Origin of the sequence: Sutterella seckii, from assembly GCF_009183815.1 — a bacterium.
GTDB lineage: Bacteria > Pseudomonadota > Gammaproteobacteria > Burkholderiales > Burkholderiaceae_F > Sutterella > Sutterella seckii.
Map to the genome: position 1 here is coordinate 1 of NZ_WEHX01000033.1, position 23,121 is coordinate 23,121.

At 61.2% G+C, this 23,121-nt stretch carries 20 protein-coding genes and 1 pseudogene; 6 read left to right on the plus strand and 15 right to left on the minus strand.

Annotation, left to right across the window (positions count from 1 at the left end; translation table 11 throughout):
* Positions 1-112 precede the first annotated feature (112 nt).
* From GBM95_RS06235 to GBM95_RS06255, 5 genes are all read right to left on the minus strand, one after another.
* Positions 113-1,012 carry a universal stress protein gene (locus GBM95_RS06235; protein WP_152158307.1) on the minus strand — a complete coding sequence of 300 codons (900 nt, stop codon included), beginning with the start codon at positions 1,010-1,012 and terminating at the stop codon, positions 113-115.
* 35 nt (positions 1,013-1,047) lie between these two features.
* Complete coding sequence (locus GBM95_RS06240) at positions 1,048-1,956, minus strand: universal stress protein (RefSeq protein WP_152158308.1); 909 nt, start codon at positions 1,954-1,956, stop codon at positions 1,048-1,050.
* Positions 1,957-1,997: 41 nt separating this feature from the next.
* Positions 1,998-2,900, minus strand: coding sequence for a universal stress protein (locus GBM95_RS06245; protein WP_152158309.1), 903 nt, complete (start codon positions 2,898-2,900; stop codon positions 1,998-2,000).
* Positions 2,901-3,000: 100 nt separating this feature from the next.
* Complete coding sequence (locus tag GBM95_RS06250; protein ID WP_152158310.1) at positions 3,001-3,903, minus strand: universal stress protein; 903 nt, start codon at positions 3,901-3,903, stop codon at positions 3,001-3,003.
* A gap of 156 nt (positions 3,904-4,059) precedes the next feature.
* The gene (locus GBM95_RS06255) at positions 4,060-4,866 is read right to left on the minus strand and encodes a ZIP family metal transporter (protein WP_152158311.1); all 807 of its coding nucleotides are present in this window, start codon (positions 4,864-4,866) and stop codon (positions 4,060-4,062) included.
* Between the two features lie 327 nt (positions 4,867-5,193).
* On the opposite strand from GBM95_RS06255, the gene GBM95_RS06260 reads away from it, so the two are divergent.
* Positions 5,194-6,402: an amino acid aminotransferase gene (locus tag GBM95_RS06260; RefSeq protein WP_152158312.1), complete on the plus strand. Its 1,209-nt coding sequence runs from the start codon at positions 5,194-5,196 to the stop codon at positions 6,400-6,402.
* Positions 6,403-6,529: 127 nt separating this feature from the next.
* Here the strand turns inward: GBM95_RS06260 and GBM95_RS06265 are convergent, their stop codons facing one another.
* From GBM95_RS06265 to GBM95_RS06285, 5 genes and pseudogenes are all read right to left on the minus strand, one after another.
* Positions 6,530-7,348 carry a Sir2 family NAD-dependent protein deacetylase gene (locus GBM95_RS06265; protein ID WP_152158313.1) on the minus strand — a complete coding sequence of 273 codons (819 nt, stop codon included), beginning with the start codon at positions 7,346-7,348 and terminating at the stop codon, positions 6,530-6,532.
* A 12-nt stretch (positions 7,349-7,360) separates the two neighbouring features.
* Entirely contained in the window at positions 7,361-7,969 is a 609-nt protein-coding gene (prfH, locus tag GBM95_RS06270; protein WP_152158314.1) for a peptide chain release factor H, read from the minus strand.
* 24 nt (positions 7,970-7,993) lie between these two features.
* Positions 7,994-8,629: pseudogene (locus GBM95_RS13165) on the minus strand (RtcB family protein); the annotation flags it as partial.
* Positions 8,630-8,644: 15 nt separating this feature from the next.
* Positions 8,645-9,139, minus strand: coding sequence for an RtcB family protein (locus GBM95_RS13170; protein WP_152158316.1), 495 nt, complete (start codon positions 9,137-9,139; stop codon positions 8,645-8,647).
* Positions 9,140-9,224: 85 nt separating this feature from the next.
* Positions 9,225-10,037 carry a MerR family transcriptional regulator gene (locus tag GBM95_RS06285; protein WP_152158317.1) on the minus strand — a complete coding sequence of 271 codons (813 nt, stop codon included), beginning with the start codon at positions 10,035-10,037 and terminating at the stop codon, positions 9,225-9,227.
* 211 nt (positions 10,038-10,248) lie between these two features.
* Here GBM95_RS06285 and GBM95_RS06290 point away from each other — a divergent pair, with 211 nt between their 5' ends.
* Positions 10,249-12,210 carry an FAD-binding protein gene (locus GBM95_RS06290; RefSeq protein WP_152158318.1) on the plus strand — a complete coding sequence of 654 codons (1,962 nt, stop codon included), beginning with the start codon at positions 10,249-10,251 and terminating at the stop codon, positions 12,208-12,210.
* Positions 12,211-12,398: 188 nt separating this feature from the next.
* On the opposite strand, the gene GBM95_RS06295 is transcribed toward GBM95_RS06290, so the two are convergent.
* The 3 genes from GBM95_RS06295 to GBM95_RS06305 all read right to left on the minus strand — a co-directional run bounded on the left by GBM95_RS06295 (position 12,399) and on the right by GBM95_RS06305 (position 15,600).
* Positions 12,399-12,641: a hypothetical protein gene (locus GBM95_RS06295; protein WP_152158319.1), complete on the minus strand. Its 243-nt coding sequence runs from the start codon at positions 12,639-12,641 to the stop codon at positions 12,399-12,401.
* A 19-nt stretch (positions 12,642-12,660) separates the two neighbouring features.
* Positions 12,661-13,281: a hypothetical protein gene (locus tag GBM95_RS06300; protein ID WP_152158320.1), complete on the minus strand. Its 621-nt coding sequence runs from the start codon at positions 13,279-13,281 to the stop codon at positions 12,661-12,663.
* Positions 13,282-13,476: 195 nt separating this feature from the next.
* Positions 13,477-15,600 carry an acetate--CoA ligase family protein gene (locus tag GBM95_RS06305; protein ID WP_152158321.1) on the minus strand — a complete coding sequence of 708 codons (2,124 nt, stop codon included), beginning with the start codon at positions 15,598-15,600 and terminating at the stop codon, positions 13,477-13,479.
* Between the two features lie 316 nt (positions 15,601-15,916).
* On the opposite strand from GBM95_RS06305, the gene GBM95_RS06310 reads away from it, so the two are divergent.
* The 3 genes from GBM95_RS06310 (at position 15,917) to mmuM (ending at position 19,054) form a co-directional block, all read left to right on the plus strand.
* Positions 15,917-16,750: a MetQ/NlpA family ABC transporter substrate-binding protein gene (locus tag GBM95_RS06310; protein WP_152158322.1), complete on the plus strand. Its 834-nt coding sequence runs from the start codon at positions 15,917-15,919 to the stop codon at positions 16,748-16,750.
* A 310-nt stretch (positions 16,751-17,060) separates the two neighbouring features.
* Entirely contained in the window at positions 17,061-17,936 is an 876-nt protein-coding gene (locus GBM95_RS06315; protein ID WP_152158323.1) for a MetQ/NlpA family ABC transporter substrate-binding protein, read from the plus strand.
* A 161-nt stretch (positions 17,937-18,097) separates the two neighbouring features.
* Complete coding sequence (mmuM, locus tag GBM95_RS06320) at positions 18,098-19,054, plus strand: homocysteine S-methyltransferase (protein WP_152158324.1); 957 nt, start codon at positions 18,098-18,100, stop codon at positions 19,052-19,054.
* Positions 19,055-19,204: 150 nt separating this feature from the next.
* On the opposite strand, the gene GBM95_RS06325 is transcribed toward mmuM, so the two are convergent.
* The gene (locus GBM95_RS06325; RefSeq protein WP_152158325.1) at positions 19,205-20,023 is read right to left on the minus strand and encodes an SGNH/GDSL hydrolase family protein; all 819 of its coding nucleotides are present in this window, start codon (positions 20,021-20,023) and stop codon (positions 19,205-19,207) included.
* Positions 20,024-20,046: 23 nt separating this feature from the next.
* Positions 20,047-21,198, minus strand: a complete 1,152-nt coding sequence (locus tag GBM95_RS06330; protein ID WP_152158326.1) for a porin — start codon at positions 21,196-21,198, stop codon at positions 20,047-20,049.
* Positions 21,199-21,653: 455 nt separating this feature from the next.
* Between GBM95_RS06330 and GBM95_RS06335 the strand changes: the two genes are divergently transcribed.
* Positions 21,654-23,006 (plus strand): OmpP1/FadL family transporter, encoded by a 1,353-nt coding sequence (locus GBM95_RS06335; RefSeq protein ID WP_226963187.1) that lies wholly within the window; start codon positions 21,654-21,656, stop codon positions 23,004-23,006.
* The last annotated feature ends 115 nt before the right edge of the window (positions 23,007-23,121 follow it).

The window sequence follows — 23,121 nt, forward strand, 5'->3', positions numbered from 1 at the left end:
TAAGCCTTGATACTAGGAACCGCCGTATACGGAACCGTACGTACGGTGGTGTGGGAGGACGGCATGGGAACTAATCCCATGCCTCCTACCCGATTGATGCTTGAGGGCGAAATTACTTCCGGATCACGAGCATCGGCACCTTCGTTTCCGCCGCAATATGCATGGCGGTGGAGCCGAGAACCGCAGCCGTAAAGTTGCCGCGGCCGTGGGAGCCCATGACGATGAGGTCGAGGTTCCCGTTTGCAAAGCTCGGGAGCTCGAGGTCGGCCTCGCCGACAAGGAGCTGCGCCTTGACATTGAGGCCCGCCACTTCAAAGGGATCAAGCACCGGCTGAACGGCTTCATGGAAGCGCGTCTGCTGCTCCTCGTCGATCTCCTCGCGCGAGAGCACCGGCATCATCGGGTTCACCGGGTTGGGCGTGATGGGATCGGGCACGGGTTCCGCGCAATGCACGACCGTGAACTCGGGGTCTTCGCCGAAGAGTTCAAGGTGCTCGAGCACGTAGTTGGCGGCAGCGGCCCCGTAGGCCGAACCGTCGACGAGGATGCCGACCCGCATTTTCTTTTCGGGGAGCTTCGATTCGTCGCGGACCACGAGCATCGGCACGTGCGTCCTCGCAAGAAGGCCGTTCGAGACCGAGCCGAAGATGAGGCCCTGCACGGGATTGAGCCCGCGGGCGCCCATGACGATCAGATCGGCCTTCGAGGCCTCGGCCTCCTCGGCGAGCATCTTCACGACGTCGCCGTACATCACGCGTTCCGTTGCGGTGCGGAGCTTCGAACGGAAGTCCGTCTTTTTCTGGAGGTCCTCGAAAACGTTGACGCCCGTATCCTGGTAGTACTTTTTGACCTCATTGAGGCCGAAAAGGCGGATGAGCGATTCCGGCACGGAGTACTGCACGTTGACGAGCTCGATCTCGGGATCGGTCCCGAGGAGCGAATCGCGCTCAAGAAGGAAATGGATGAGGCGCGTGCTCTGGCTGCTTTCATCAACGGGAACAAGAATGCGCATAAGCTTCTCTTTCTAACAGAAGATTCTTTTAAAGGTCAGATCTGCAGATCCTCGGGAAGGCGGATCACGAGCACCGGGATTTCGGAGAGCGCCCCCACGCGGGCGGCGGTCGAGCCGAGAACGGCGGACTTGAAGCGCCCGTAGCCGTGCGAGCCCATCACGACGATGTCTGCGTTTTCATTGGCGTAGGCCGAAATCGCCTCGGCCGGATCGCCCTCGCGCTTCACGGGCCGCGCGTCGATGCCTGCCGCCGTCAGCGTGGCAAGAACCGGACTCACGGCATTCTCCCAGGCGCTCTGGGATTCCTTTTCGAAGAATTCCTTCGAGCTCGCAGGCGATACGCCGTCGATCTCGTTCTTCGCAAGGCTCACGTAGTCGGGCGCAATGCTGATCACGTCGACGGTGAGGCCGGGTCCGAAGAGGTCGAGATGTTCGGCAATGAAGTGCGCCGCCGCCTCGCCGTAGTCGGAGCCGTCGGCCGCGAGCGCAATCCGCATGTTCTCGCGCTCGGGGAGCCCCTTTTCGCGCACAAGGAGAACCGGAAGCGAGGAGTGCTCAAGCACGCTTCTCGAAACGGAGCCGAGGAAGAAGCTCTTCGCCGGGGAGAGCCCGCGGGAGCCCATGGCAATGAGGTCGGCGCGGAAAACCTGCGCCTCGCGCGCAAGCGACGGCCCGCATTCGCCGTAGAGAACGCGGGTTTCGACGGAGAGGCCAGCGCGTTCCGCGGTCTTCGTGCATTCGGCGAGCTGCGCGCGGCCTTCGGCTTCATAAACGGCGCAGACGGCTTCGAGACCGAAGCGGTCGATGATGCTCTCCGGAATCGCGTACTGCACGTTCGCGAGTTCGACGACGGGCTTTTCGCGCATGAACTTCGCGCGTTCGCCGATGAAACGAATGGCTTCGCGGCAGGAGGCGCTGCCGTCGCTCGGAATGATGATTCTCATGAGATGAATTCCTTTTTTCAATGAGATGCCGGTTGAGGCGCTTACGAGGCGTCGGCCGAAGGCACGAGAAGCACGGGGGTTTGCGTGAGGGCGCCCACTTTTGTTGCGGTTGAGCCGAGGACGGCGGATTTGAGGCGTCCCCAGCCGTGGGACCCCATGACGATCAGGTCGGCATTTTCTGCTGCGTACCGGGCGATTTCCCCTGCGGGGTCGCCGGCGCGTCTGACGGGCTTCGCTTCAATGCCGGCCGAGGCGAGGATGTCGACAACGGGCTTCACGGCCTTTTCCCAATCGCCCTCGGCCTCCTTTTCCAGGTAGGCGCGGGCGCTTTCGGGCGCGATGAAGTCGACCTCGTCGCGGGCGATGCCGGTATAGTCGAGCGTGACGAAAATCACGTCGACGCTCGGCCGGGGACCAAAGAGGGCCGCATTTTCAACGATGAAGCCGGCGGCCTTCCCGCCGTATTCAGACCCGTCGACCGCAAGGAGAATCCTCAGGCCCTCGCGTTCGGGGAGACCCTTTTCGCGCACGAGCAGGACGGGGAGGCCGGCGTGCTCGATCACGCTTCTTGAAACGGAGCCGAGGAAAAAGCTCTTCGCGGGCGAGCGCCCGCGCGAGCCCATGGCAATGAGGCCGGCGCGGAAGGCTTTCGCCTCGCGCGCGATCGCCGGACCGCAGTCGCCCTCGAGCACTTTGGTTTCGGACGCAAGCCCCGCGGCGCGGGAGATCGCTTCGCTGCCGGCGGCTTTCTGCTTCGTGGAAGCCTCATAGGCCCGCCGGAGCGCGTCGATGTCGATGCGGTCGATCACGTCGTCGGGAATGGGCGGCTCGACGTAAATAAGCTCGGACACGGGCTTTTCGCTCATGTACCGGGCGCGTTCGCCGATGAATCGGATGGCTTCAGAAGAGGAGGCGCTGCCGTCGACTGGAATGATGACTCTCATATTCATCCTCTCTTGATTTTGCCTCCGGGAGGCGCTTGGGGCGCCTCCCGGGGGATTATTGATTTTGAGGAGGACTCCCTTCGGGGAGAAAGGCGCAGCCTCAGTCCTCAATGCGGATGAGGAGCACCGGAAGGTGCGTAAGGGCCCCGATCTTCGTCGCCGTGGAGCCGAGGACCGCGGACTTGAAGCGGCCCCAGCCGTGCGAGCCCATGACGATCATGTCGGCGTGGTCCTTCGCGTACTTCGTGATCTCTTCGGCAGGGCTCCCCGTCAGGCGGACGGCTTCGGCTTCGATGTCGGCCTCCTTGAGAATGTCGAGGACGGGTTCCGTCGCTTCTTCCCAGAGGCGCGTGTTTTCCGCTTCGCAGCGGTCGCGCGTGTCGCGAAGAATGGGTTCGTATTCGGTGACGCCGGCGCGCGTGAGGTCGGAAAAGTCGCGCATGACGCTCACGACCTTCACCTCGGGCGCGGGTCCGAAGAAGCCCGGGTTTTCAGAAATGAACTTCGCGGCCGCGGCGCCGTAGTTGGAGCCGTCGACGGCAAGCACGAGCCTCAGGTTCTCGCGGTCGGGCAGCGACTCCCCGCGGGCGAGAAGAACGGGCTTCATCGTGTTGGCGAGCACGTTTCTCGAGACCGACCCGAGGAAGAAGCTCTTCGCGGGAGAAATCCCGCGCGCGCCCATGATGATGAGGTCGCAGTCTTCGTCCTCAGCTTCCTTCGAAATGACTTCGCCGGGAATGCCGAATCCGATCTTTTCCTCGGGATTAAGTTCTCTGACGGCAATGCTGCCCTCAAGGTCCGAGAAGATGCCCTTCGCTTCCTCTTCGGCGGCGGCGCGGACGGCGTCGAGGCCGAACTGCGTCATGACGCCCATCGGAACCGGGTGCTGGACGTTGATGAGAGAGACTTCAGGCTTCACCTGCATGCGGCGTGCGCGCGCGGCAAGAAGGTCAAGAGCGTTGCGGCAGGAAACGCTGCCGTCTACGGGAATAAGCACACGCATGGATGCCTCCTTTTTATGGATTTTTCTTCCGGAATCCGGAAGAGGGAGGAGCGGGCCGGCCGCCCCTCTCTTTGAGTTCATTATGGCATTCTGCGTGAATTAAATTTTGTTTTCAGGCGCCTGTTGATTCGGTAATTCGCAATGATTTGCGTTTTCTCAACCGAGAGAGGTGTCGAGCGCCATCATGATGACGAAGCCCGCAATCAGCGCCATCGTGCCGATGTCGGAGTGCTTCGAGAGGTGCGCTGCGGGGATGAGCTCCTCAACCACCACGTAGAGCATTGCGCCCGCGGCAAAGGTCAGCATGAAGGGCATGACGGGGAGGAAGAAGGAAATCGCGGCGACGACGACGAGGCCGAAGACCGGCTCCACGAGGCCCGAAAGCACGCCGAAGAGGAAGGCCTTCATGCGGGGGACGCCCTGGCCGAGGAGCGGGAGCGATACGGCCGCGCCTTCGGGGATGTTCTGAATGCCGATGCCGAGGGCGAGCGCAAAGGCAGAGGAGAGGGCAAGCGGATCGCCCGACATGGCGGCGAGTCCCGACGTGAGGCCGACCGAGCCCCCTTCAGGGATGTTGTGGAGCGTGATGGCGAGAAACAGAAGCTGCGCGCGGTGGAGCTTCGACTTCGGGCCCTCGGGCGTCGTCGAACCCGGATGAAGGTGCGGCATCGCCATGTCGAGGAACTTGAGGAAGACCGCGCCTGCGATGACGCCCACGGATGCCGTGAGCCAGGGGATCGAACCGTTCTTTTCAGCCATCTCGAGCCCCGGAATGATGAGGCTCCAGACCGAGGCGGCAATCATGATCCCGGCGGCAAAGCCGAGGGAAAGGGTTTCAGCGAGCGCCGTATCCTTTTCCGGACGGAAGAAGAAGACGACGGCGGCGCCGACCGTCGTGCAGAGGAAGGTGAAGCCCGTGCAGAGCGCGGTCCATTCAAGGGCTTTGAGAAGGAGAGGATCCATGGCAATACTTTAACTATCGAAAATCTGTTTTCAATAGTCTACCGCAATAGATAGAAGGCAGGCGGAGAAGCGCCAATAATAGAACGCTCCGGCCGCATCTTCTCAAATGGCCTCTGCCGGAGGGCGGGAAGTTGGGGAAAACACCTTAGCTCAGGCGATGCAGAATCAAAGGCCCGATCGCAATTTTGAAGGACGACTGTTTTCCCGGCGAGAGTTGGGGCGCCGGGCGAACTATATTTGTGATACTCACGACGTCGGACGCACTTTCCACGGGAGTCCGACATTTTGGCTCCGTCAATTCAAAAAATTTTTTAGGAAGCAGACACTATGCTTAAGAGCGATTTTGCAGCTCTCGCCCCCATGCCGGACGATCCCATTCTTGGCCTTGTGGAACTCTATAAGAAGGATCCGCGCGAAACGAAGGTTAATCTCGGCGTCGGCGTCTACCTCAATGAAGCCGGGTTTCTGCCCCTGATGGAGTGCGTCGAGGAGGCCGAGCGCCGTCTCCTTGAGCGCCACCTGCCGCGCGGCTACATGCCGATGTCCGGCATGCCGCAGTACTGCGCGAGCGTGCAGAAGCTCGTTTTCGGCAAGGACCACGCCGCCGTGAAGGCGGGCCGCATTTCGACCATTCAGACGCTGGGCGGCACGGGCGCCCTGCAGCTCGCAGCCGCTTTTGCCCACCAGTTCCTCGGCGTCACTCAGGGCGTCGTTTCCGACCCGACCTGGGGCAACCACATTGCGATTCTCAAGGCCGACGGCCTTGAAGTCGGCAAGTACGCCTATCTCAAGGCCGACCGCTCGGGCATCGACTTCGAGGCCTTCAAGGCGGCGTTGAACGCCCTGCCGGCGAAGACCCTGGTGCTGCTCCACGGCTGCTGCCACAATCCGACGGGCTTCGACTTCTCGCACGAAGAATGGCGCGAAGTCGTGAAGATCCTCGTCGAACGCGATCTTCTTCCCCTCATCGACATGGCCTATCAGGGCTTCGGCGCCGGTCTCGAGGAAGACGCCTTCGCGATCCGTCTTCTCGCCGATGAAGGCGTTACGTTCCTTGCGGCCACGTCCTGCTCGAAGAACTTCGGCCTCTACGGCGAACGCGTGGGCGCTCTTCACATCGTCTGCGACAACGAGAAGGAAGCTCAGGTCGTCACCTCGATCATGAAGCGCATCGTTCGTCAGGAATATTCGAACCCGCCCACGCACGGCGGCCAGATCGTTGCTGAAGTGCTTGGCGACCCTGAACTTGAAGCTTCCTGGAGGAAGGAAGTCGACGGCATGCGGGCCCGCATCGTCGGCATGCGCGAGGCGCTTTACGCCGCCGGCAAGGCCGAAGGCCTCGACTTCAGCTTCGCGATCAAGCAGCACGGCATGTTCTCCTTCACGGGCCTCGGCGCCGAGGAGATGGACCTCCTGCGCGAGAAGTACGGCGTCTACGGCGTGCGCAACGGCCGCATCTGCATCGCGGGCCTCAACCACCGCAACGTCGAATACGTTGCCAAGTCGCTCGCGGCGGTCTTCAAGGCCCGCGGGTAATTTGAGCAGTAAAGAAGGCTTCTGAGGAGATCTCAGAAACCTCCCGCAATGAAAACCCGGCGTCTTTCCGAGGACTGCCGGGTTTTCTTCTGTCCGTTCTTTGCGCTTTTCCGTGAGGGTGCCTTTCTCAGGGAAGGAGCTTCGGACTCATGCGCGCCTCAATTTCCCAGGCAATGCCTTCGAGCACCTGGGGCAGGATCCGGGCGGCCGACCCCCTGAAGAACTTTGTGTATTCGAGAATGCTGTCGGCTTCGTCGAGGTCGATGTGCGCGGGGTCCGTGAAGAGTTCATCGGGCAGATCCTTCGTGATGAGGAACCGGTCGAGGCAGCCGTGCTCCATCGCTTCCGCGACGAACCTCGCGGCCGGGTAGACGATGAGGGAGGTCCCGACCGCGATGAAGATGTCGGCCTCTCTGAGGATTCCGGGAATCCAGTCCATGCCGTAGGGGACTTCGCCGAAGAGCACGATGTCGGGACGGACGGCGCCGTCCGATCTTCCGCACGCCGGGCACGTGTCCTCAAGGGAGTAGGGAGCAAGACGCGGGAAATGCGCGCCGCAGCGCCGGCAGCGGCTCTTGAGAATAGAGCCGTGCAGGTGAAAGACGCTCGTGTCGCCCGCGTCCTCGGAAAGCGCGTCGATGTTCTGCGTGATGTGGAGGATCGAAGCACGGCCGCGCAGGCGTCTCGCAAAATCCGCAATCGCCGCATGCGCGGCATTGGGCTTCGCATCCTTCCATTCCCGGATCCGTTCGTTCGTTCCCCGGAGAAAGAGCTGCGGGTTCCTTTTCGCCTCCTCGGAATCAAAGGCATTGGTCGTCTGCCAGTTGCTCTGAGGATCGCGGTAGGTCGGAATGCCGCTTTCGGCGGAAAGCCCGGCGCCCGAGAGAATGACGATGACGGGGAGTTCCTTCTTCCAGCCCTTAGAATTCAAGTTGATTTTGTACATGTTTGATTTTCTTTATTTTCTGACATCCCTGAGAATGAACCGGGGACCCTCGTAGATCCGCGTGGGATTCCCGCGCTCGAGCGTTTTGGCGGCGCGCCAGGCGCCTTCTTCGTCCTTCTTCTCCGCTTCGATCCGGAGTTCCCCGAGCGCCGCCTGAAGCCTTTCCTCTGCCCGCCGTCGATTCATCCACTGCGACCGTTCGCCCGTTTCGCGCACGGCAATGCCGGTTTCGGTGTGCACGAGCCTCACGCCCGTTTCGACCTTGTTGACGTTTTGTCCGCCCTTGCCGCCCGAGCGAAAGCGCTCGAACCGCACGGGGCCGGACATGTCCGGACGCGGCGCCTCCCCGAGGATCGAAAGGTCGATGAACCAGTTCTTGCGACCGTGGTGGGGCCTCAGCGGACTCGGACAGATCCACTGGATGGTGCCGGCGAGCGCCTTCAGATCCGGGAGCTCCCATCGCGTGCGGAACCGGATCGATGCGCGGCCGCCCGCGACGCTGCCCTTCCTTTCGTCGACGAGTTCAATGTCCGGGAATTCCTTCCGGAGCGCACGGAAGAAGAGGAGCACGGCCAGTTCGCATTCGGCCGGGCCGCTTCCTGAGGAAATCTGCATAAGCATCTGAAATTGCCTCGCTGAAAGTGGTCAGCCCTTGCCGCCTTTGAAGCACCAGACGGGCACGAGCCGCTGCGTCACGCGCACCGTAGGAGCGAGTGCCGGAAGAATGTCGGCGAGCGCCCGGTAGGCTTCGGGAGCTTCGTCAAGCGTCTCCGCGCTGATCGATGGAGATTGAATGCCCGCCGCCTTCATTTCCTCGCGCAGGCGGCTGACGGTGAGGACGTTCTTTACCGCATCGCGCTTCAGAATCCTGCCGGCGCCGTGGGGGGCCGATTCGTTCCATTCGGGGTTCCCCAGGCCTTCGCCCAAAAGGATGCCGTCCCGCATGTTGATCGGAATGGCGACGGGTTCCCCCGCCTTTGCGGAGATAGCGCCTTTTCTCAGAATCGGCACCGTGTCGGAGCAGTCGACATAGTTGTGCACGACTGACAAAACGGACTCCATCTTCCATCGCATGCCGCCGCAAATGAGGCGGAGCATCGCCCGGCGGCTTGCCTCTGCGTAGGCGCAGGCGCCCTCGAGGTCTGAGAGGTAGTCGCTGAGGAGCCCGCCCGAAAGCGGCGCCTCTTCAAAAGCCCCCTTTCCCTTAGGGGACCCTGCAGCCTGAGCGCTCGCGAGCTGCATGTAGCGGCCGGCGACCTCGACCCCGACGCGGCGGCTCCCGGAATGGACCGCAAGTCAGAAGGCGCCTTCCTCATCCCGGTCGACCTCGAGAAAGTGGTTCCCGCCGCCCAAGGTGCCGAGCGATTTCTGCGCACCTGCAACATTGATGTGGCGGAGCACTCTGAAGCGCTCGAAATTGAAGCTGAGGGCTTCGGGGAGCAGCTTATCCCGAACCGCAAAGCCCGCGGGGATCTGCTCCCGCACAAGGGCGGATAGGGCGCCGAAGTCCGGGCGGCGCTTCATGCGGAGCTTTGCGAGCGTGACGCCGCAGCCCATGTCGATCCCGACGAGACCCGGGAGGAGAGTCTCGCCCACGGTCATCGCGAGGCCGATCGGGCCGATTTTTCCCGGGTGGGCGTCGGGCATCAGGCGGATTTTCTGATTCCGGCTCGATTCGCGCGACGCGAGCCACTCCGCCTGACCGCGAAGCGCAGGCTCGGGCGTGGAAGCGGACGAAGGCGGAAAGTAGCGCGCGACCGCGCAGGCGCCCTCAATATCGAAATAATTCATGACGTGAAGAAAGATCCTGAAAAAGACTCAGGAATCATTTTCCTCACGCCTGCGGCAGATTATGACGGACGAAGTGAAGCCGGCCTCATTCAATGGGCGCGATGTAGTCCGCAAACTCGAGTCTGTCGGGCTGGTTCATGTGCGCGTTGAGCCGGACGATCTTGAAAATCCTTCCCTTCGGCTTAACCCCAAGCGCACGCATCTTCGCGAGGACCGGATGGTCGTGATCCTCCCGGAGGCTCTCGGACTGCATGCGGGCAGGGCCCGCGTAATGAAGGATGAAGGCTTTGCCGGCAGGGACGCATTCGACGCTCTCATTGACCGGAATGCCTGCCGCCTTCGCAATGGACTCCCGGACGGAAAGTCCCCAGGAAGAGGGAAGCGACCCGTCCTCTGCCGGGGTCGGACTCACGGCAAGCGTCGATTTGACGAGCGGCATCCAGCCGAGCCAATCGGGGAGAATTTTGTAGATGTCCTCGTTTTCAATAAAGACGAGCCCCTGGGAGTGGGGAAGGAAGCAGAAGCTCTCGAAATCGGTCACCTCCCAGTCGTCGCGGCCGGGCCTGCGGCGGGCCATCCAGGCTTCAAGCGAGCGCTGCTCCTCAATCACCATCCGCAGGCGCTCCGCCTCCTTTTCCATATGGGCGGTTCGATTGCGAAGCTCCTCAAGGAGTTCCTCGGGAGACGCGTCGCTGATGAGCGCCTGCATGCCGCGGATCGGAATGCCGTAGCTTTTGAGCTGCATGGCGGCAAGGAATTTCGGGCTCGTCTGGAACGGATAGTAGCGGTAGCCGTTTTCGCGGTGCTCGGCCCAGAGGAGTCCCTGATCCTCGTAGTGCTTGAGAAGGTCGGGAGTAACTCCCATGTACGCAGCAAAGTCGCCGATTCGATATTGCATGGATTGAGCCTTCACGGGAGCGTCTCCGGATGAACATGAATGGATGGATCAGGCGGCACGGCGCTCCAATCCAGTTCCCTTTCTGATTTTATTGGATCTTTCAGAGCCTCTCGAAACATCTCCTGCGGGCGCGGATCTCCGCCTTGACCTGGGAGCTGCTCCCGGCCCGACAATACGTTCCATCAGAAAGAATCCTCAAGGGAGACCCAAAATGACTGATCTGTCACGCCGAAATTTTCTTCGCAAAAGCTTCGTCGGGAGCGCCGCGATCGCGGCCGGTAGCACGGCCTTTGCCGCATCGCCCGCCGGCATCTATCGTCCGGGCACGTACTCGGCAAAAGCTTCCGGCATCGGCGACGTCGTCGTCACGATGACCTTCGACAAGGACCGTATTACGGACGTCGTGCTCGACGTTTCGCATGAGACCCCTTCCATCGGTCAGGCGGCGGCCAGCGAACTGAAGCGCATGCTGATGGCTTCTCAGGGCGCCGGCATCGACGCCGTCTCGGGCGCGACCATCACGTCGAAGGCAGTTTCTCAGGCGGCGGCAAAGTGCATCGCGCAGGCGAAGGGCGAGATCCCGGTTGAGGTGATCGAAAAGACGGACGCTGAGAATGACGGCGACTGGCTCGGGAAACCCCCTGAGATCGACGAAAAGAGCATTGCGAAAACGCGCGAAACCGACATTCTGGTGGTCGGCTGCGGCACGGGCGGCATGTTCGCCGTAGCGGCGGCCGCGGAAGCGGGCGCGAAGGTGATCGGCATCGACCGCTTCGCGACGGGGACCGGCATCCGCAATGACCTGGGCGCCTTGAATTCCCGCTACCAGAAGGCCTGGGGCACGAAGATCGACAAGTTCGACTTCGTGACGATGGCGACCCAGTACGCCGCCGGGCATCTGAGCCAGGACCTCGTGAAGCTCTTCTGCGAAAAGTCGGGCGAAGCGATCGACTGGTACGGCGATCGTCTCAAGGAGCGCGGGGTTGAGCTCTGGCACGAGTCGGGCGACAAGGTGGACGAGTCCCGCTACGAGCATTTCGCGACCGGCCATTCGCCGCGCTGGAGAGGAACGGACGACGGTACGGGGAAGCGCCTTGACGGCAACCGCATCCTCTTTGACTATGCAGTGTCGAAGGGCGCCGAATTCGACTTCAACACCCGCATGGTGAAGCTCGAAAAGACGGCGGGCCGCGTCACGGGCTGCATCGCCCGGGACGGCGACGGCAAGTACGTGCGCTACGTCGCGAAAAAGGGCGTCGTCGTCGCAACGGGCGGCTACGCGCAGAACTATCGGATGATGGAAGCGCTCCAGCCCTGGAACCTCCGCATTATTGGAAGGAACGGCGCGATGCCGGGCGCTCACGGCGACGGCATCCGGGCCTGCCTCTGGGCGGGCGCGAAGATGGACGAAACGCACTCCATGATGATGTTCGACCGGTGCGCCCTGAGGCCGGATCAGAAGACGGGCGTCGAGACTGCAAAGTCGGGCGACAACGGCTTTTTCTGGATGGGCTCGCAGCCCTGGCTCAAGGTGAATGCGGACGGACGGCGCTTCATGAATGAATCGGGCACGTACGAAAACATTCTCCACGCCGACGAATACCAGAAGGGTCACTGCCACTACACGCTCTTCGACAGCAACTGGACGACCTATGCGCAGCAGTTCAAGATGCACGGCTGCTCGAGGCTTTATCCCTTCGAAAACGGCGCGGATCCCAACAACTCCTACGAAGTCGTGCGCGACAAAATGCTCCCCAAACTGCTCGAAAAGGGCTTCGTCGTGAAGGCCGATACGATCGAGGAGCTTGGTCGCAAGCTCGGTCTCCCCGCAGAGGAACTGAAGCGCACGGTCGATCGCTACAACGAGCTCGCTCGAAAGGGCGTCGACGAGGACTACGGCAAGGAATCCTTCCGTCTGACGCCGGTCGACAAGGCTCCCTTCTACGGCGCCAAGAACACCGGGTACGTGCTCTGCACGATGGACGGCATCCAGATCGACACGCACATGAACGCGATCGACACTGATGGCAGCCCCATCCCCGGCCTCTACGTGATCGGCAACGACAGCGGGTGCTTCTTCGCGAACGAATACCCGAATCTCGCCACCGGCATGGCCTGCGGCAGAACGGTCACCTTCGGGCGCATCGTCGGGAGCGAGCTCGCGCGTTCTTAAAAGAGGGCGCCCTGGAGGGGCGTTCTGAATGAGAAAAAAGGCTGGCGCTTAGACGGGCGTCAGCCTTTTTTGAACCCGCAGGCGCGGCGGGGAAAAATCGATTTCGAGAAACGACTGAAAGCCGCAGACTCCGTCGGGAGCGCTGCGGCTTCTTTATCGCGGCGGATTTTCAGATCCCGAAGGGCGCTTCACGCGCTCTTCGGAGCATTCGCGCAGTGTTCGGCCTCGGCGGCCCGGGCGCATCGTGCGCAGAGCGCTTCCGCTTCCTCTTCCGTGAGGTTTCCGTTTTTGAGCAGATCGCGCATCACGCAGGAGACGATGGCTTCGGCGAGTTTTCCGTTTTTGGAGCAGAGTTCGGCAATTCTGCGAAGCTCGGCTTCAGAGAGCTTCCCTTCCTGAGGGACTTCTTGGCTGGGGGCGGATGAGGTCATGAGAGTCAAATTCCTGAGGTCAATCGGCAAGATCGCTTTTGAGTGAAAAGTCAAAGTCCTCTTCCCGATATCTCACTTCCGGCCAGCTTTCAGCTGCGGCGGAGAGCGCATGAATGGGATTCGCGCATCTCACGGGCCAGGTCATGATGACGGCGCCCGTTGAGAGATCAGTGAGCTGAGCGGCATGCGGGGGCTCGGAGCATCCGGAAAGGATGCGCGAGAGCTCGCGGAGGATGGACGCGGGGTCGTCTGCATCCGTCATGCGCTTCACCCACCCGGCAATTTCGGCGACGCTTCCGATGAGAAAGCCTGCGCTCGAAATGCCCCAGTCGGGTTCCTCTTCGACGTCGGGGAGCGAGTCGGGAGCGGAAACATAAGCAATGCGTCCGTCCCGCGCCGGGGTCCGGTTGAGCCAGATCCTGAGGGCGCTCTCCTCGTCTAGAGCGGCGAATTCCTCTCTGCGTCTATGCATCGCTTCAGCATCCGCTGCTTCGCACCCAAGCCGGGCCGCCAGAAGCGGCGAGGAAATAACGATTTCTCCGGGGAAGTCTGCGAGCATCTGCGTGCGCGTCATGGGTTCCAGCGAGAGACGCATCGTCCGGGCTGAGTCGTAAAGCGCGTAATGACTGAAATCAAGCATGAAACGAAAATGAGAACAGGTCTTATTTTATGCCGGCCTGAGGCCTTCGGGACCGTTCGTTCTGAGCGGAATACCGTATTGGCGGCGCTTCCGGATCATGCGGACGGTTCAGTCCATTTTAGAAAGAAAAGCGGCTTCGGGCGGGAGAATTCCGCGCGAAGCCGCTCGATTGAGGTCAGTCGTCCGGACTGAATCTTAGAGCGCGAGCTTGACCGCTTCCGGGTCAAAGGCAATGCGGGCGTCGACCGCAATGGGCTCGCCGTCCTTGTCTGAGATCATGAGCGGATTGATGTCGAGCTCCTTCACGAAGCGGTGCACGTGCGCGAGCTGCGAGATCCGAAGGAGCGTTTCCTCGACCTTGTCCATCTGCGCCGGCGTGAAGCCGCGCGCGCCTTCGAGGAGCTTCACGCACTTCACCGAATGAATGAGATCCTTCGCGTCGATGTCGGTGAGGGGCGCGAGCCGGAAGGCCACGTCTTTCAGAACTTCGACGAAGACGCCGCCGAGGCCGAACATCACCATGGGCCCGAACTGCGGGTCGGTGGCGATGCCCGTAACGAGCTCGCGCTTCGATTTCACCATTTCCTGAATGAGGACGCCTTCGAGGCCTTCGAGAAGGCCCTTCGCCTCAAGCTTCCCGATGAGGTCGCGGTATTCGCGTCGAAGATCCTCCTCGCTCGCGATCCCGACGCGCACGCCTCCGACGTCGGTCTTGTGGGACGTGGTCTTCGAGGTCATCTTCATGACGACGGGGTAGCCGGTCTTCTCGGCAACGGCGACCGCCTCGTCCTCGGAATGCGCCATGCCGCTCCGGCAGATGCGAACGCCCGCGGCGTCGAGCACGTCGAGCGATTCGCGCGTGGTGAGCTCGCGGCGGCCATCGTTCGCCGCCGTGCGGAAGATCTGCATCACGCGGTTCGTGTCTTCCGGGAGTTCCGGGAACTCGCCCTCGGGGCGGGCCATCCAGAGCCTCTGGTCGTTGAGGCGCTTCATCGCGTCGGCGGCTTCCTCGGAATACATGTAGAAGGGCACCGTCACCTTCATCTCGGAAAGCTTCGAGAAGAATTCGCTCGTCGTCATGAAGACGCCGACGATGGGCTTCTCGGGGTGCGCGGCGCGGATTTCCATGAGGGCCTGCGCGACGTCGATGTCCTTCAAGCCGAGGAAGGGGAGGTAAATCACCATCACCATGTCGACTTCCGGGTCGGCGAGCACCGTTTCCACCGTGCGGCGGTAGTGATCAAGCGGCGCAGAAGCGATCATGTCGACGGGGTTCTTGACGGACGCGGCGGTCGGGAGGAATTCGCGAAGCTTCGCCTTCGTTTCGTCGGAAATCTGAGCCATCTGCATGCCGTGGCCGCAGACGGCGTCGGTTGCCATGATGCCGGGGCCGCCCGAGTTGGTGACGATCGCAACGCGGTCGCCCTTCGGAATCGGGCAGTTCGCAAAGACCTTGGCGCTCGAGAAGAGTTCGCGAAGGGAAAGCTCGCGGATGACGCCCGACTGCTTCAAAAGAGCGTCGGCGGCACGGTCGCCGCCCGCGAGGGATCCGGTGTGCGAGGACGCGGCCGAGGCGCCCGCGGCGGAGCGCCCGGCTTTGAGTGCAAGAACGGGCTTCTTCTTCGAGATGCGGGACGCAAGACGGCGGAAATTGACCGGATCGGGGATCGATTCCATGTAGAGCAGAATCTGCTTCACTTCCGGGTCGTTTTCCCAGTATTCGAGCGCGGTTTCAGCGTTCACGTCGGCCTGGTTGCCGATCGAGACGAACTGCGCGAAGCCGAGGTTGAGGTCCTTCAGAATATTGAGGATGCCGCCCCCGAGAGCGCCCGACTGCGACACGAAGCCGATGTCGCCCGCGACGGGGAGGCTTTCGGCAAAGCAGGCGTCGAGCGAAATTTCCGGATTGGTGTTGACGACGCCGAGGCAGTTGGGACCGACCATCCGCATGCCGTGGGCGCGCACGCGCTCGAGAAGCTCGAGCTCAAGCTTCGCGCCTTCGGCGCCCGTTTCCTTGAAGCCCGCCGAGATGACGACAAGCCCCTTGATGCCCTTCGCATGGCACTCGTCGACCGCTTCAAGCACGCGCGAGGCGTTGACGACGATCACGGCAAGGTCGACGCCGTCGGGGAGGTCCGCGACCGTCTTATAGGCCCTGAGGCCCTCGATCTCGCCGCCCTTGGGATTGACCGGGTAGATGCCGCCTTTGAAGCCGAACTCAATGAGGCGCTTGAGAAGATCGGAGCCGATGGTATGGGGCCTCGTGGAGGCGCCGACGACGGCAACGGCCCTGGGCTTCAGAATGGAGTCGAGCAGCATGGGATGAAGTTCCTTTGGAGTAGGGTTGAGGAGAGCGACGGCGCTTCGCGGCCTCGCCTCCCTGAAGACATGTTTTTTGATTGTATCGAAGCGGCCGCCCGGGAGGCGTCGGCCGAAATGCTTAACCTCAGGGCGAGTTTTCGCGTTGAAGCGAAGACTTCCTGAAAACCAGAGGGAAGTCCGCCCGCGGCGGCGTTGGATTGGGTGTTTTGCTTAGGCGCAGCGCGCCTTCCGTTGGTATTCTGAATCAAATTGGATATTCGCGGACTTGAGGGCCTCAGCGGCCCCGGGTCCGGCCACTTTTTGAGGAAGCAGTATGTTCAAGCAGCTCAAACCTTTTGCCGCGCTCTGCGTTGCGGCAGGCATTGCCTTCAGCCTCGCCGGATGCGGCGGGAAGGACGAGGCGGCCGCGCCCAAGGCGGCTGCGGCAGCGAAGACGCTCACCATCGGCGTCTCTCCGGTGCCGGGCGGCGACATCATGAATTTCCTGAAGCCGAAGTTCACCGAGAAGGGGGTCGAACTCAAGGTCGTTGAATTCTCCGACTACATCCAGCCCAACATGGCGCTTGCCGACAAGTCGCTCGATGCGAACTTCTTCCAGCACAAGCCCTATCTCGACGACTTCATGAAGCAGCACAACCTGAAGCTCGAGAGCCTCGTGCCGGTCTTCATCGCGCCGATCGCGGTCTATTCGAAGACCCTGAAGGACCCGAAGGCAATTCCCGACGGGGCTTCGGTTTCGATTCCGAACGACCCGACGAACGGCGGCCGCGCGCTTCTGCTTTTGCAGCACCTCGGGCTCATCAAGCTCAACGACCCCAACAATCTCTTCGTGACGCCCGCTGACATTGTCGAAAATCCGAAGAACCTCAAGATCATTGAGGTCGAGGCCGCGCAGCTGCCGCGCTCGCTCGACGACGTCGCCATGGGCGTCATCAACTGCAACTTCGCGCTCGGCGCGGGCCTCAACCCCGTGAAGGACTCGATCGCCATTGAAGCGAAGGATTCGCCCTACGCCAATGTGGTCGCGATCCGCGCGGGCGAAGCCTCGCGCCCGGAAATCCAGACCCTGAAGGAACTCATGAATTCGCCTGAACTGAGGAAATTCATTGAAGACAAGTACCAGGGGTCGCTGCTGCCGACCTTCTGATCTTCCGACCGCTTGATTTCTTTCAAGCGCATTGATCAAAAGAGCAAAAGAGCCTTCCCGAACCTTAACGGCGGCGGGGAGGCTCTTTTTTTACTCTCGGCGCGCCTTTCCCAATGCCTCAGGGGACTTGCGGTATTACCTGCAGTCAGTCACTTTCTCCGGCACGGCAAGACGCCCTCAGGCATGATTTCGAAACGGGTCGCGGATCCGTTCTCTCTAATCCCGGGCCAGAGGCCCCGCCCCGGCAGCAGACCACGCCGGCGCGGATGCGCCCGCCCTCGCTTAAACACTACAGAACCGGATTTCAATCATGCAGAAACGTGTATTCCTCAAGCGCTCCGTTGCCCTCGCCGCCGCCTTTGCCGCGGCTCCCTTCCTCGCCGCCTGCGGCAAGGCCGATGAAAAGGCCCCTGCCGCTGCCGCTTCCTCCGCAGCGCCCAAGGCCGCCGCTCCCGCGAAGGTGAAGGTCGCCGTGACGGCGGGTCCCCATGCCGACATCGTGACGAAGGCCGCTGAAGTCGCCAAGAAGAACGGCCTCGACGTTGAGGTCGTTGAATTCACCGACTACATCACCCCCGATACCGCGCTCGCCGAAAAGCAGCTCGACATCGCCGTCTATCAGCATGAGCCGTTCCTTCAGAACTTCAACCGTCAGAAGGGCACGAACCTTGTGGTCGCCGCCAAGGCGGTGGTTCAGCCGATGGGCCTCTATTCGAACAAGATCCATGCGCTCGACGCGATCCCTGAGGGCGCGAAGGTCGCGATCCCGAACGATCCCTCGAACGGCGGCCGCGCCATCATCCTTCTTGAGAAGGCCGGTCTCGTCAAGGTGAAGGAAGGCGCTCCGGCGCTTCCGACCGTGCACGACGTCGCGGAGAACCCGAAGAAGCTCCAGCTCGTCGAGCTCGAGGCCGCGCAGCTCCCGATCAGCATCAGCGACCTCGACATCGCCTGCGTGCCGATGAACTACGCCGTTTCGGGCGGCCTCGACGTGAAGAAGCAGGGCTTCTACTTCGAATCCTTTGATGCGCCATTCGCGCTCATCATCATTGCCGCCCGTCCGGACAATGTTGAAAGCGAACCCGTGAAGGCGTTCGTGAAGGCCTATCAGTCGCCTGAAGTTGCCGAATTCATCCGCGGCAAGTTCAACGGCCAGATTCTGCCCGCCTGGGAAGCCCAGAAATAAGCGCCTGATTCAGGCAGTCTGAGAAGCTCAAGGAAAGCGTCGTTCAGAATGATGAGCGGCGCTTTTTCCGCTTCGGGCTAAAATTTCCAGACATTCCGGCAGCTTCCTCTGCCCGACAGGATTCAAATTTGCGTAATGCATTCAATTTCCGGAGAAAATCCATGATTCCCACTCGCCATCCGATGGCTGAAATCATCGAGCGCCGCGGCGCGCTCATCATCGACGGCGCCATGTCGACCGCCCTCGAGTCTCTCGGCATGGTTCTGAACGACTCGCTCTGGAGCGCCCGCGCGCTGATCGAGCATCCTGAATACGTGCGCGAGGTTCATCGCCGCTACTTCGAAGCCGGGGCGAACGCCGCCATCACGGATTCCTATCAGGCGACGGAAGCGGGTTTCGGGGCGAAAGGCTTTTCGCGCGAGGCAACGGCGGGCTACATCCGCCGGAGCGCAGAGCTCGCGCGTGAAGCAAAGAACGACGTGCTCCTCGAGCATCCGGACTGGCTCCCGGGCGACCTCATCATTGCGGGCGCGATCGGCCCTTACGGCGCGTATCTCGCGGACGGAAGCGAATACACGGGCGCCTACCATCTCACGCGCGACGAATACGTGAAGTTCCATGAGCTTCGCCTCAATGCGCTCCTTGACGGGGGCGCGGACATCCTCGCGATCGAAACGCAGCCGAGGCTCGACGAAATCGAGGCGATTCTCTCGATGATCGAAAAGCGCGACATCACCTGCTGGGTGACGGTGACGCTGAAGGACGGCGAAGCGATGCCCGACGGCACGTCGCCCGAAAAGCTCGCCGAGGTGCTCGATGCCAATCCTCAGGTTGAAGCCTTCGGCCTCAACTGCGTGAAGCGCGAATGGGTGGAGCCCGCGCTCGAAAAGATGCGCGCGAAGACGAAGAAGCCCCTCGTCGTCTATCCGAATTCGGGTGAAACCTACGATCCGGTGACGAAGACCTGGCACGCGCAGGGCCCGCACGAACCCTCCTGGCAGCACTTTGTGCCGCTCTGGGAAAAGACGGGCGCCCTTTGCATCGGCGGCTGCTGCCGCACGCTCCCGCGCGATATTGAGGAGATCTCGAAGATCATCGAGGCTCAGAAGAAGGCGTAACTAAACGCCTGTTCGCTCCGAGGACGGCGCATGCCTCCTGAGTAAAAAAGCTCCCGCTTTCCTGATCGAAGGCGGGAGCTTTGATTTTTGAGAGAAGGATCTGCCCGAAGGCGGTTTTTCTCCAATGGCGGAAAGAACTTCAGGCGTCTTTTACTTCTTCCAGCCGTAGAACTCCGTCACGGTCTTCCAGGCGATGCGCCTCAGGAATGCGCTCGTTTCAGGCGGAAGGGGCTTCTCGCACTCGCCGGCATAATTGATGTCGACGGGCGAGCGGTTGAAGAGTGTGCTGTAGAGCACGGCGCCGTAGAGGTAGGAGCCGGCGGCAGACGGATGGCTCTTGTCGGGCATGTAGAGCTCGAGCTCAGGCCTCTCGCGGATCGCTTCCATGAAGGCGAGTCCGACCGGGATCACCTGCGTCTTTGCATCGTTCGCGATCCGGATCGTCGTGTCGGCGAGCTTTTTGATTTCGTGGGGCTTGTCCTTTTTGGGCCAGGTCATCACGACCATCGGGACGCTTCCGGCCTTGCGGATGATGTCGGAATCAAGCTTCACGTATTTTTCGAAGTAGGGCGCGCGCTTTGCGGACGTGGCCCCTGCGGAATTCTCCTGGAGGAGAACCACGTCGAACATCGGATGCTCGAGCTTCCCGTCCTTCACTTTGGCGTACGGGTCCTGCTCATGAGGCGACAAATAGAACGCCATGTCGTGGAAGGAAAGCGACCCGGAGCTGATGGTGAGAAGCCGCGTCTTCATGTTTTCCTTCGGCTTCCCTTCCTTCATGAAGCCGCGAAGGTACGTGTGCACGCCGCAGTTGTAGAAGGAGTAGGAGTTGCCGACCAAGAGCGCGACCTTCGGGGACGAGGCGAGAGGCGCCGTGACCTCAGGCTTCACGGTATTTTCAAGCGCTGATGCCGAACCCGAGAGGAGGATGCCGGCAGCGAGACCGGCTGCGATGAAGAGCGTTTTCATTTTTCAAATCTCAACGAAAGAAATCAGAACTTGTGCACGAGACCAACCGCAACCTGCTCGCGGTCGAGGTCACCGTCGCCGTTGTAGATGGAGTAGCGCGAATCGCCGAGGCCTTTTCTCCCTTCAAGATGAGAGACGACGCCGTAGACGTTCGTGCGCTTGCTTAAAGGATAGGTGTAGCCCGCGGCGACTGCCCAGTAGCCCGCATCCTTTCCGAGGGAGCCCTCCTTATTGCTCGCAATGTCGCGGCCGTTTTCGCCGTCAACCAGAATGCCGCTCAGACGGATGACGCCGCCCGCACAGGGAATCTTCGCGCCCAGCATGAAGCTGTCGCCTTCCCAGTTTTCAATCTGGGCGCTGCTGCTGCCGCCCGTTTTCGGCGTGATTTTGATGCTCTGCAGGGAGCCCACGCGATCCAGTCCCCAGCCGCGCTGGTAGGCGGCGAGGAGCTCCATGAAGCCGAAATCATAGGAAGCGCCGAGGAAGAGCGTCCTCGGGTTCTTGTCCTGATTGTCCGCTTCGTCCGCGCGCTTGAGGATGATTTCCTCGGCGCCGACCATCATGCCGAAGTTCCCGTACTTCCAGTCGAGCGTTCCGCCGATGAACCGCGTGTTGTCGGACCATTCGGCCGCCTCATCGCCCTTCGTATTGAAGGACCCGGAGAGCACCGCCGTGAAGCCCGCCACGGTGGGAGACTTGTAGAAAATGCCGTTGTCGACGCGCCCGCCCTTGCCGTAAAAGAGTAGGCCCGCGTCGCCGTAGGTGACGCCGAAAGGCGTAAAGCGCGAGATCCTCGTGAACTGGTCGGAGCCCGAGAGGGGCTTCCCGGCGCGGCCGAAAGCAATTTCGCCCAGATCCTTATTGAAGATCGAAAGCGTCGACTGACGTCCGAAAATGGTGCCGGCGGACGAGAGTTCGCCCGAGTCCGCGGAAAAGCCCGATTCGAGCACAAAGCGGACCTGCCAGTCGTCGTTGAGCGCTTCCTTTCCCTTGAAGCCGAAGCGCGAGCCGGAGGACCGTCCGGAGACCATGGCGAAGGTGTCGGACGACTCGCCGTTGTTGAGCGTATAGAGGAAGCCGGTGTCGATGCGGCCGTAGAGGTCGACGTCGGCGGCCTGCAGGGCGCCGGAGGCTAAGAGTGCGGCGGCAATGAGGGAAATGCGGAATGACTTCATGGTGGTGCTCCTCGAAAGAGGCTCTGTTTGAGGGATGCATCAAACAATAGAAGCCGAGCGTTTTTTGCGAAACGCCCTGCCGCGCAAAGTAGCTTTGCGGTTTCTGCAAAGGATCGCGCAGAAAAGAGGTTTGAGCGGAGATAGTTCTCCTCATGCAATGAGGCATGAGTCCGGAAAAATTCCTGAATGAAGATGCGGAAGCCGGACCCCGGCGACGATAGGTGAGGAACCGGGCGTCTCCATTCGATCTTTGGTACTCAGTAAAAAGAGACCTCGAAGAAGATGGCTGCAGTTGACAAATGGATTAGCTTCTTTTGGTGATGAATTTTCTTGAAAATCAGTGATTACCCCTAATTTTCTCTTCGTTTTGTATCCGTTCTGACCGGCAGAATGCCCGCCCATAACAGAACTCAATGCAGCCGCCTGCGGCTGCCGCATCCACTACGGAGACCATTTTGAAGAATTCATTCAAGCTCGCCGCAGCTGCCATTGCTCTTTCCGCGGCCTTTACTTCGACCGTTCATGCCGCGGGCTTCCAGCTCACCGAACAGTCCGCGGGTGCGCTCGGCCGCGCTTACGCCGGCGTGGGCGTCGACGGTACCGATCTTTCGGGCGTCTACTTCAATCCCGCCACGATGGTTCTTCATCCCGGCACGCAGATGCAGGCGGGCTTTGTCGGCATCGGCCTCAATCTGGAATATGCAGGCGACAACGGCACGAAGGAAAACGGCCGGCAGGCAAGCCAGGCAATTCCGCACGGGTTCATCACGCACCAGATCAACGAGAGCACCTGGGTGGGCCTCGCCATGACGGTTCCGTTCGGCATGGGCACGGAATACAACGACAACTGGGAGCATGCGGATCACGGCATTTCGGCCACGATTCTCACCTTCGACTTCAACCCGAACGTTGCCTGGAAGGCGACGGAGAAGCTGAGCTTCGGCGCGGGCGTGTCGCTGCAGTACGCGCAGGCGGATCTCAAGAAGCGCAATGTCCTGGCCGGTGAAGGAGCGCAGGCCATCTCTGCGGAATCTGAAATCGATGCCGACAGCTGGGCCTGGGGCTTCAACCTCGGCATGATGTGGTCGCCGACGGAAAATTTCCGAGTGGGCGTTTCCTACCGCTCGAAGATCAAGCATGATGCGGAAGGCGATTTCACGCTGAAGAATGCTCAACTCGCGAATGGCGCATCGGTCAATGGGCAGGCGCTGGTCCAGCAAGCCCAAGGCTTGATGAGCAAGCCGGGTGCGACGTCTGCTGATAAGAGCCAGGCGGAGCAGCTTTATAAGTTGGGAACAGTCCTCAACATGCAGTCCTTCGACGGCTACGCCACGGTTACCGCTCCCGCCTGGGCCATGGCTAATGTCGCCTGGGACGTGAATGACCTCCTCAGCCTCTACGGCACCTTCCGCTGGGCGGACTGGTCGTCCTTCGACGAACTCGACATTACGACGAACGTTCCCGGCGTCGTCGGGCAGGTGGTCAACAAGTGGAAGGACACCTACATGGGTTCCGTCGGCGCGGATCTTCGCCTCACGAACTGGTGGACGCTTCGCGGCGGCATCGCCTACGAAACCTCGCCGATCGACAAGCCCGAATACCGCACGGCCATCATCCCGGATGCCCGCCGCTGGTGGTTCGCCGTGGGTTCGAGCTTCAAGTTCGACGACAACCTCGTGATGGATCTTGCCTTTGCGCACCTCCACGGCGTGGGCGAACGGAGCCTCTACGAGAACGGCGAGAAGATCGGCAAGTTCAGAAAGCTTGACGCCTATCTCATTGGCGCTCAGCTGCAGTACAAGTTCTGATGGAGCATGATCTAAAGGGGGCTTCCATAAATTCGGAAAGCCAGTTTTTCCACTTCGCCGACAGTACCCAAAACAACGCCGAGAGCCTCAGCACCGATCCGATGTTGAGGCTTTT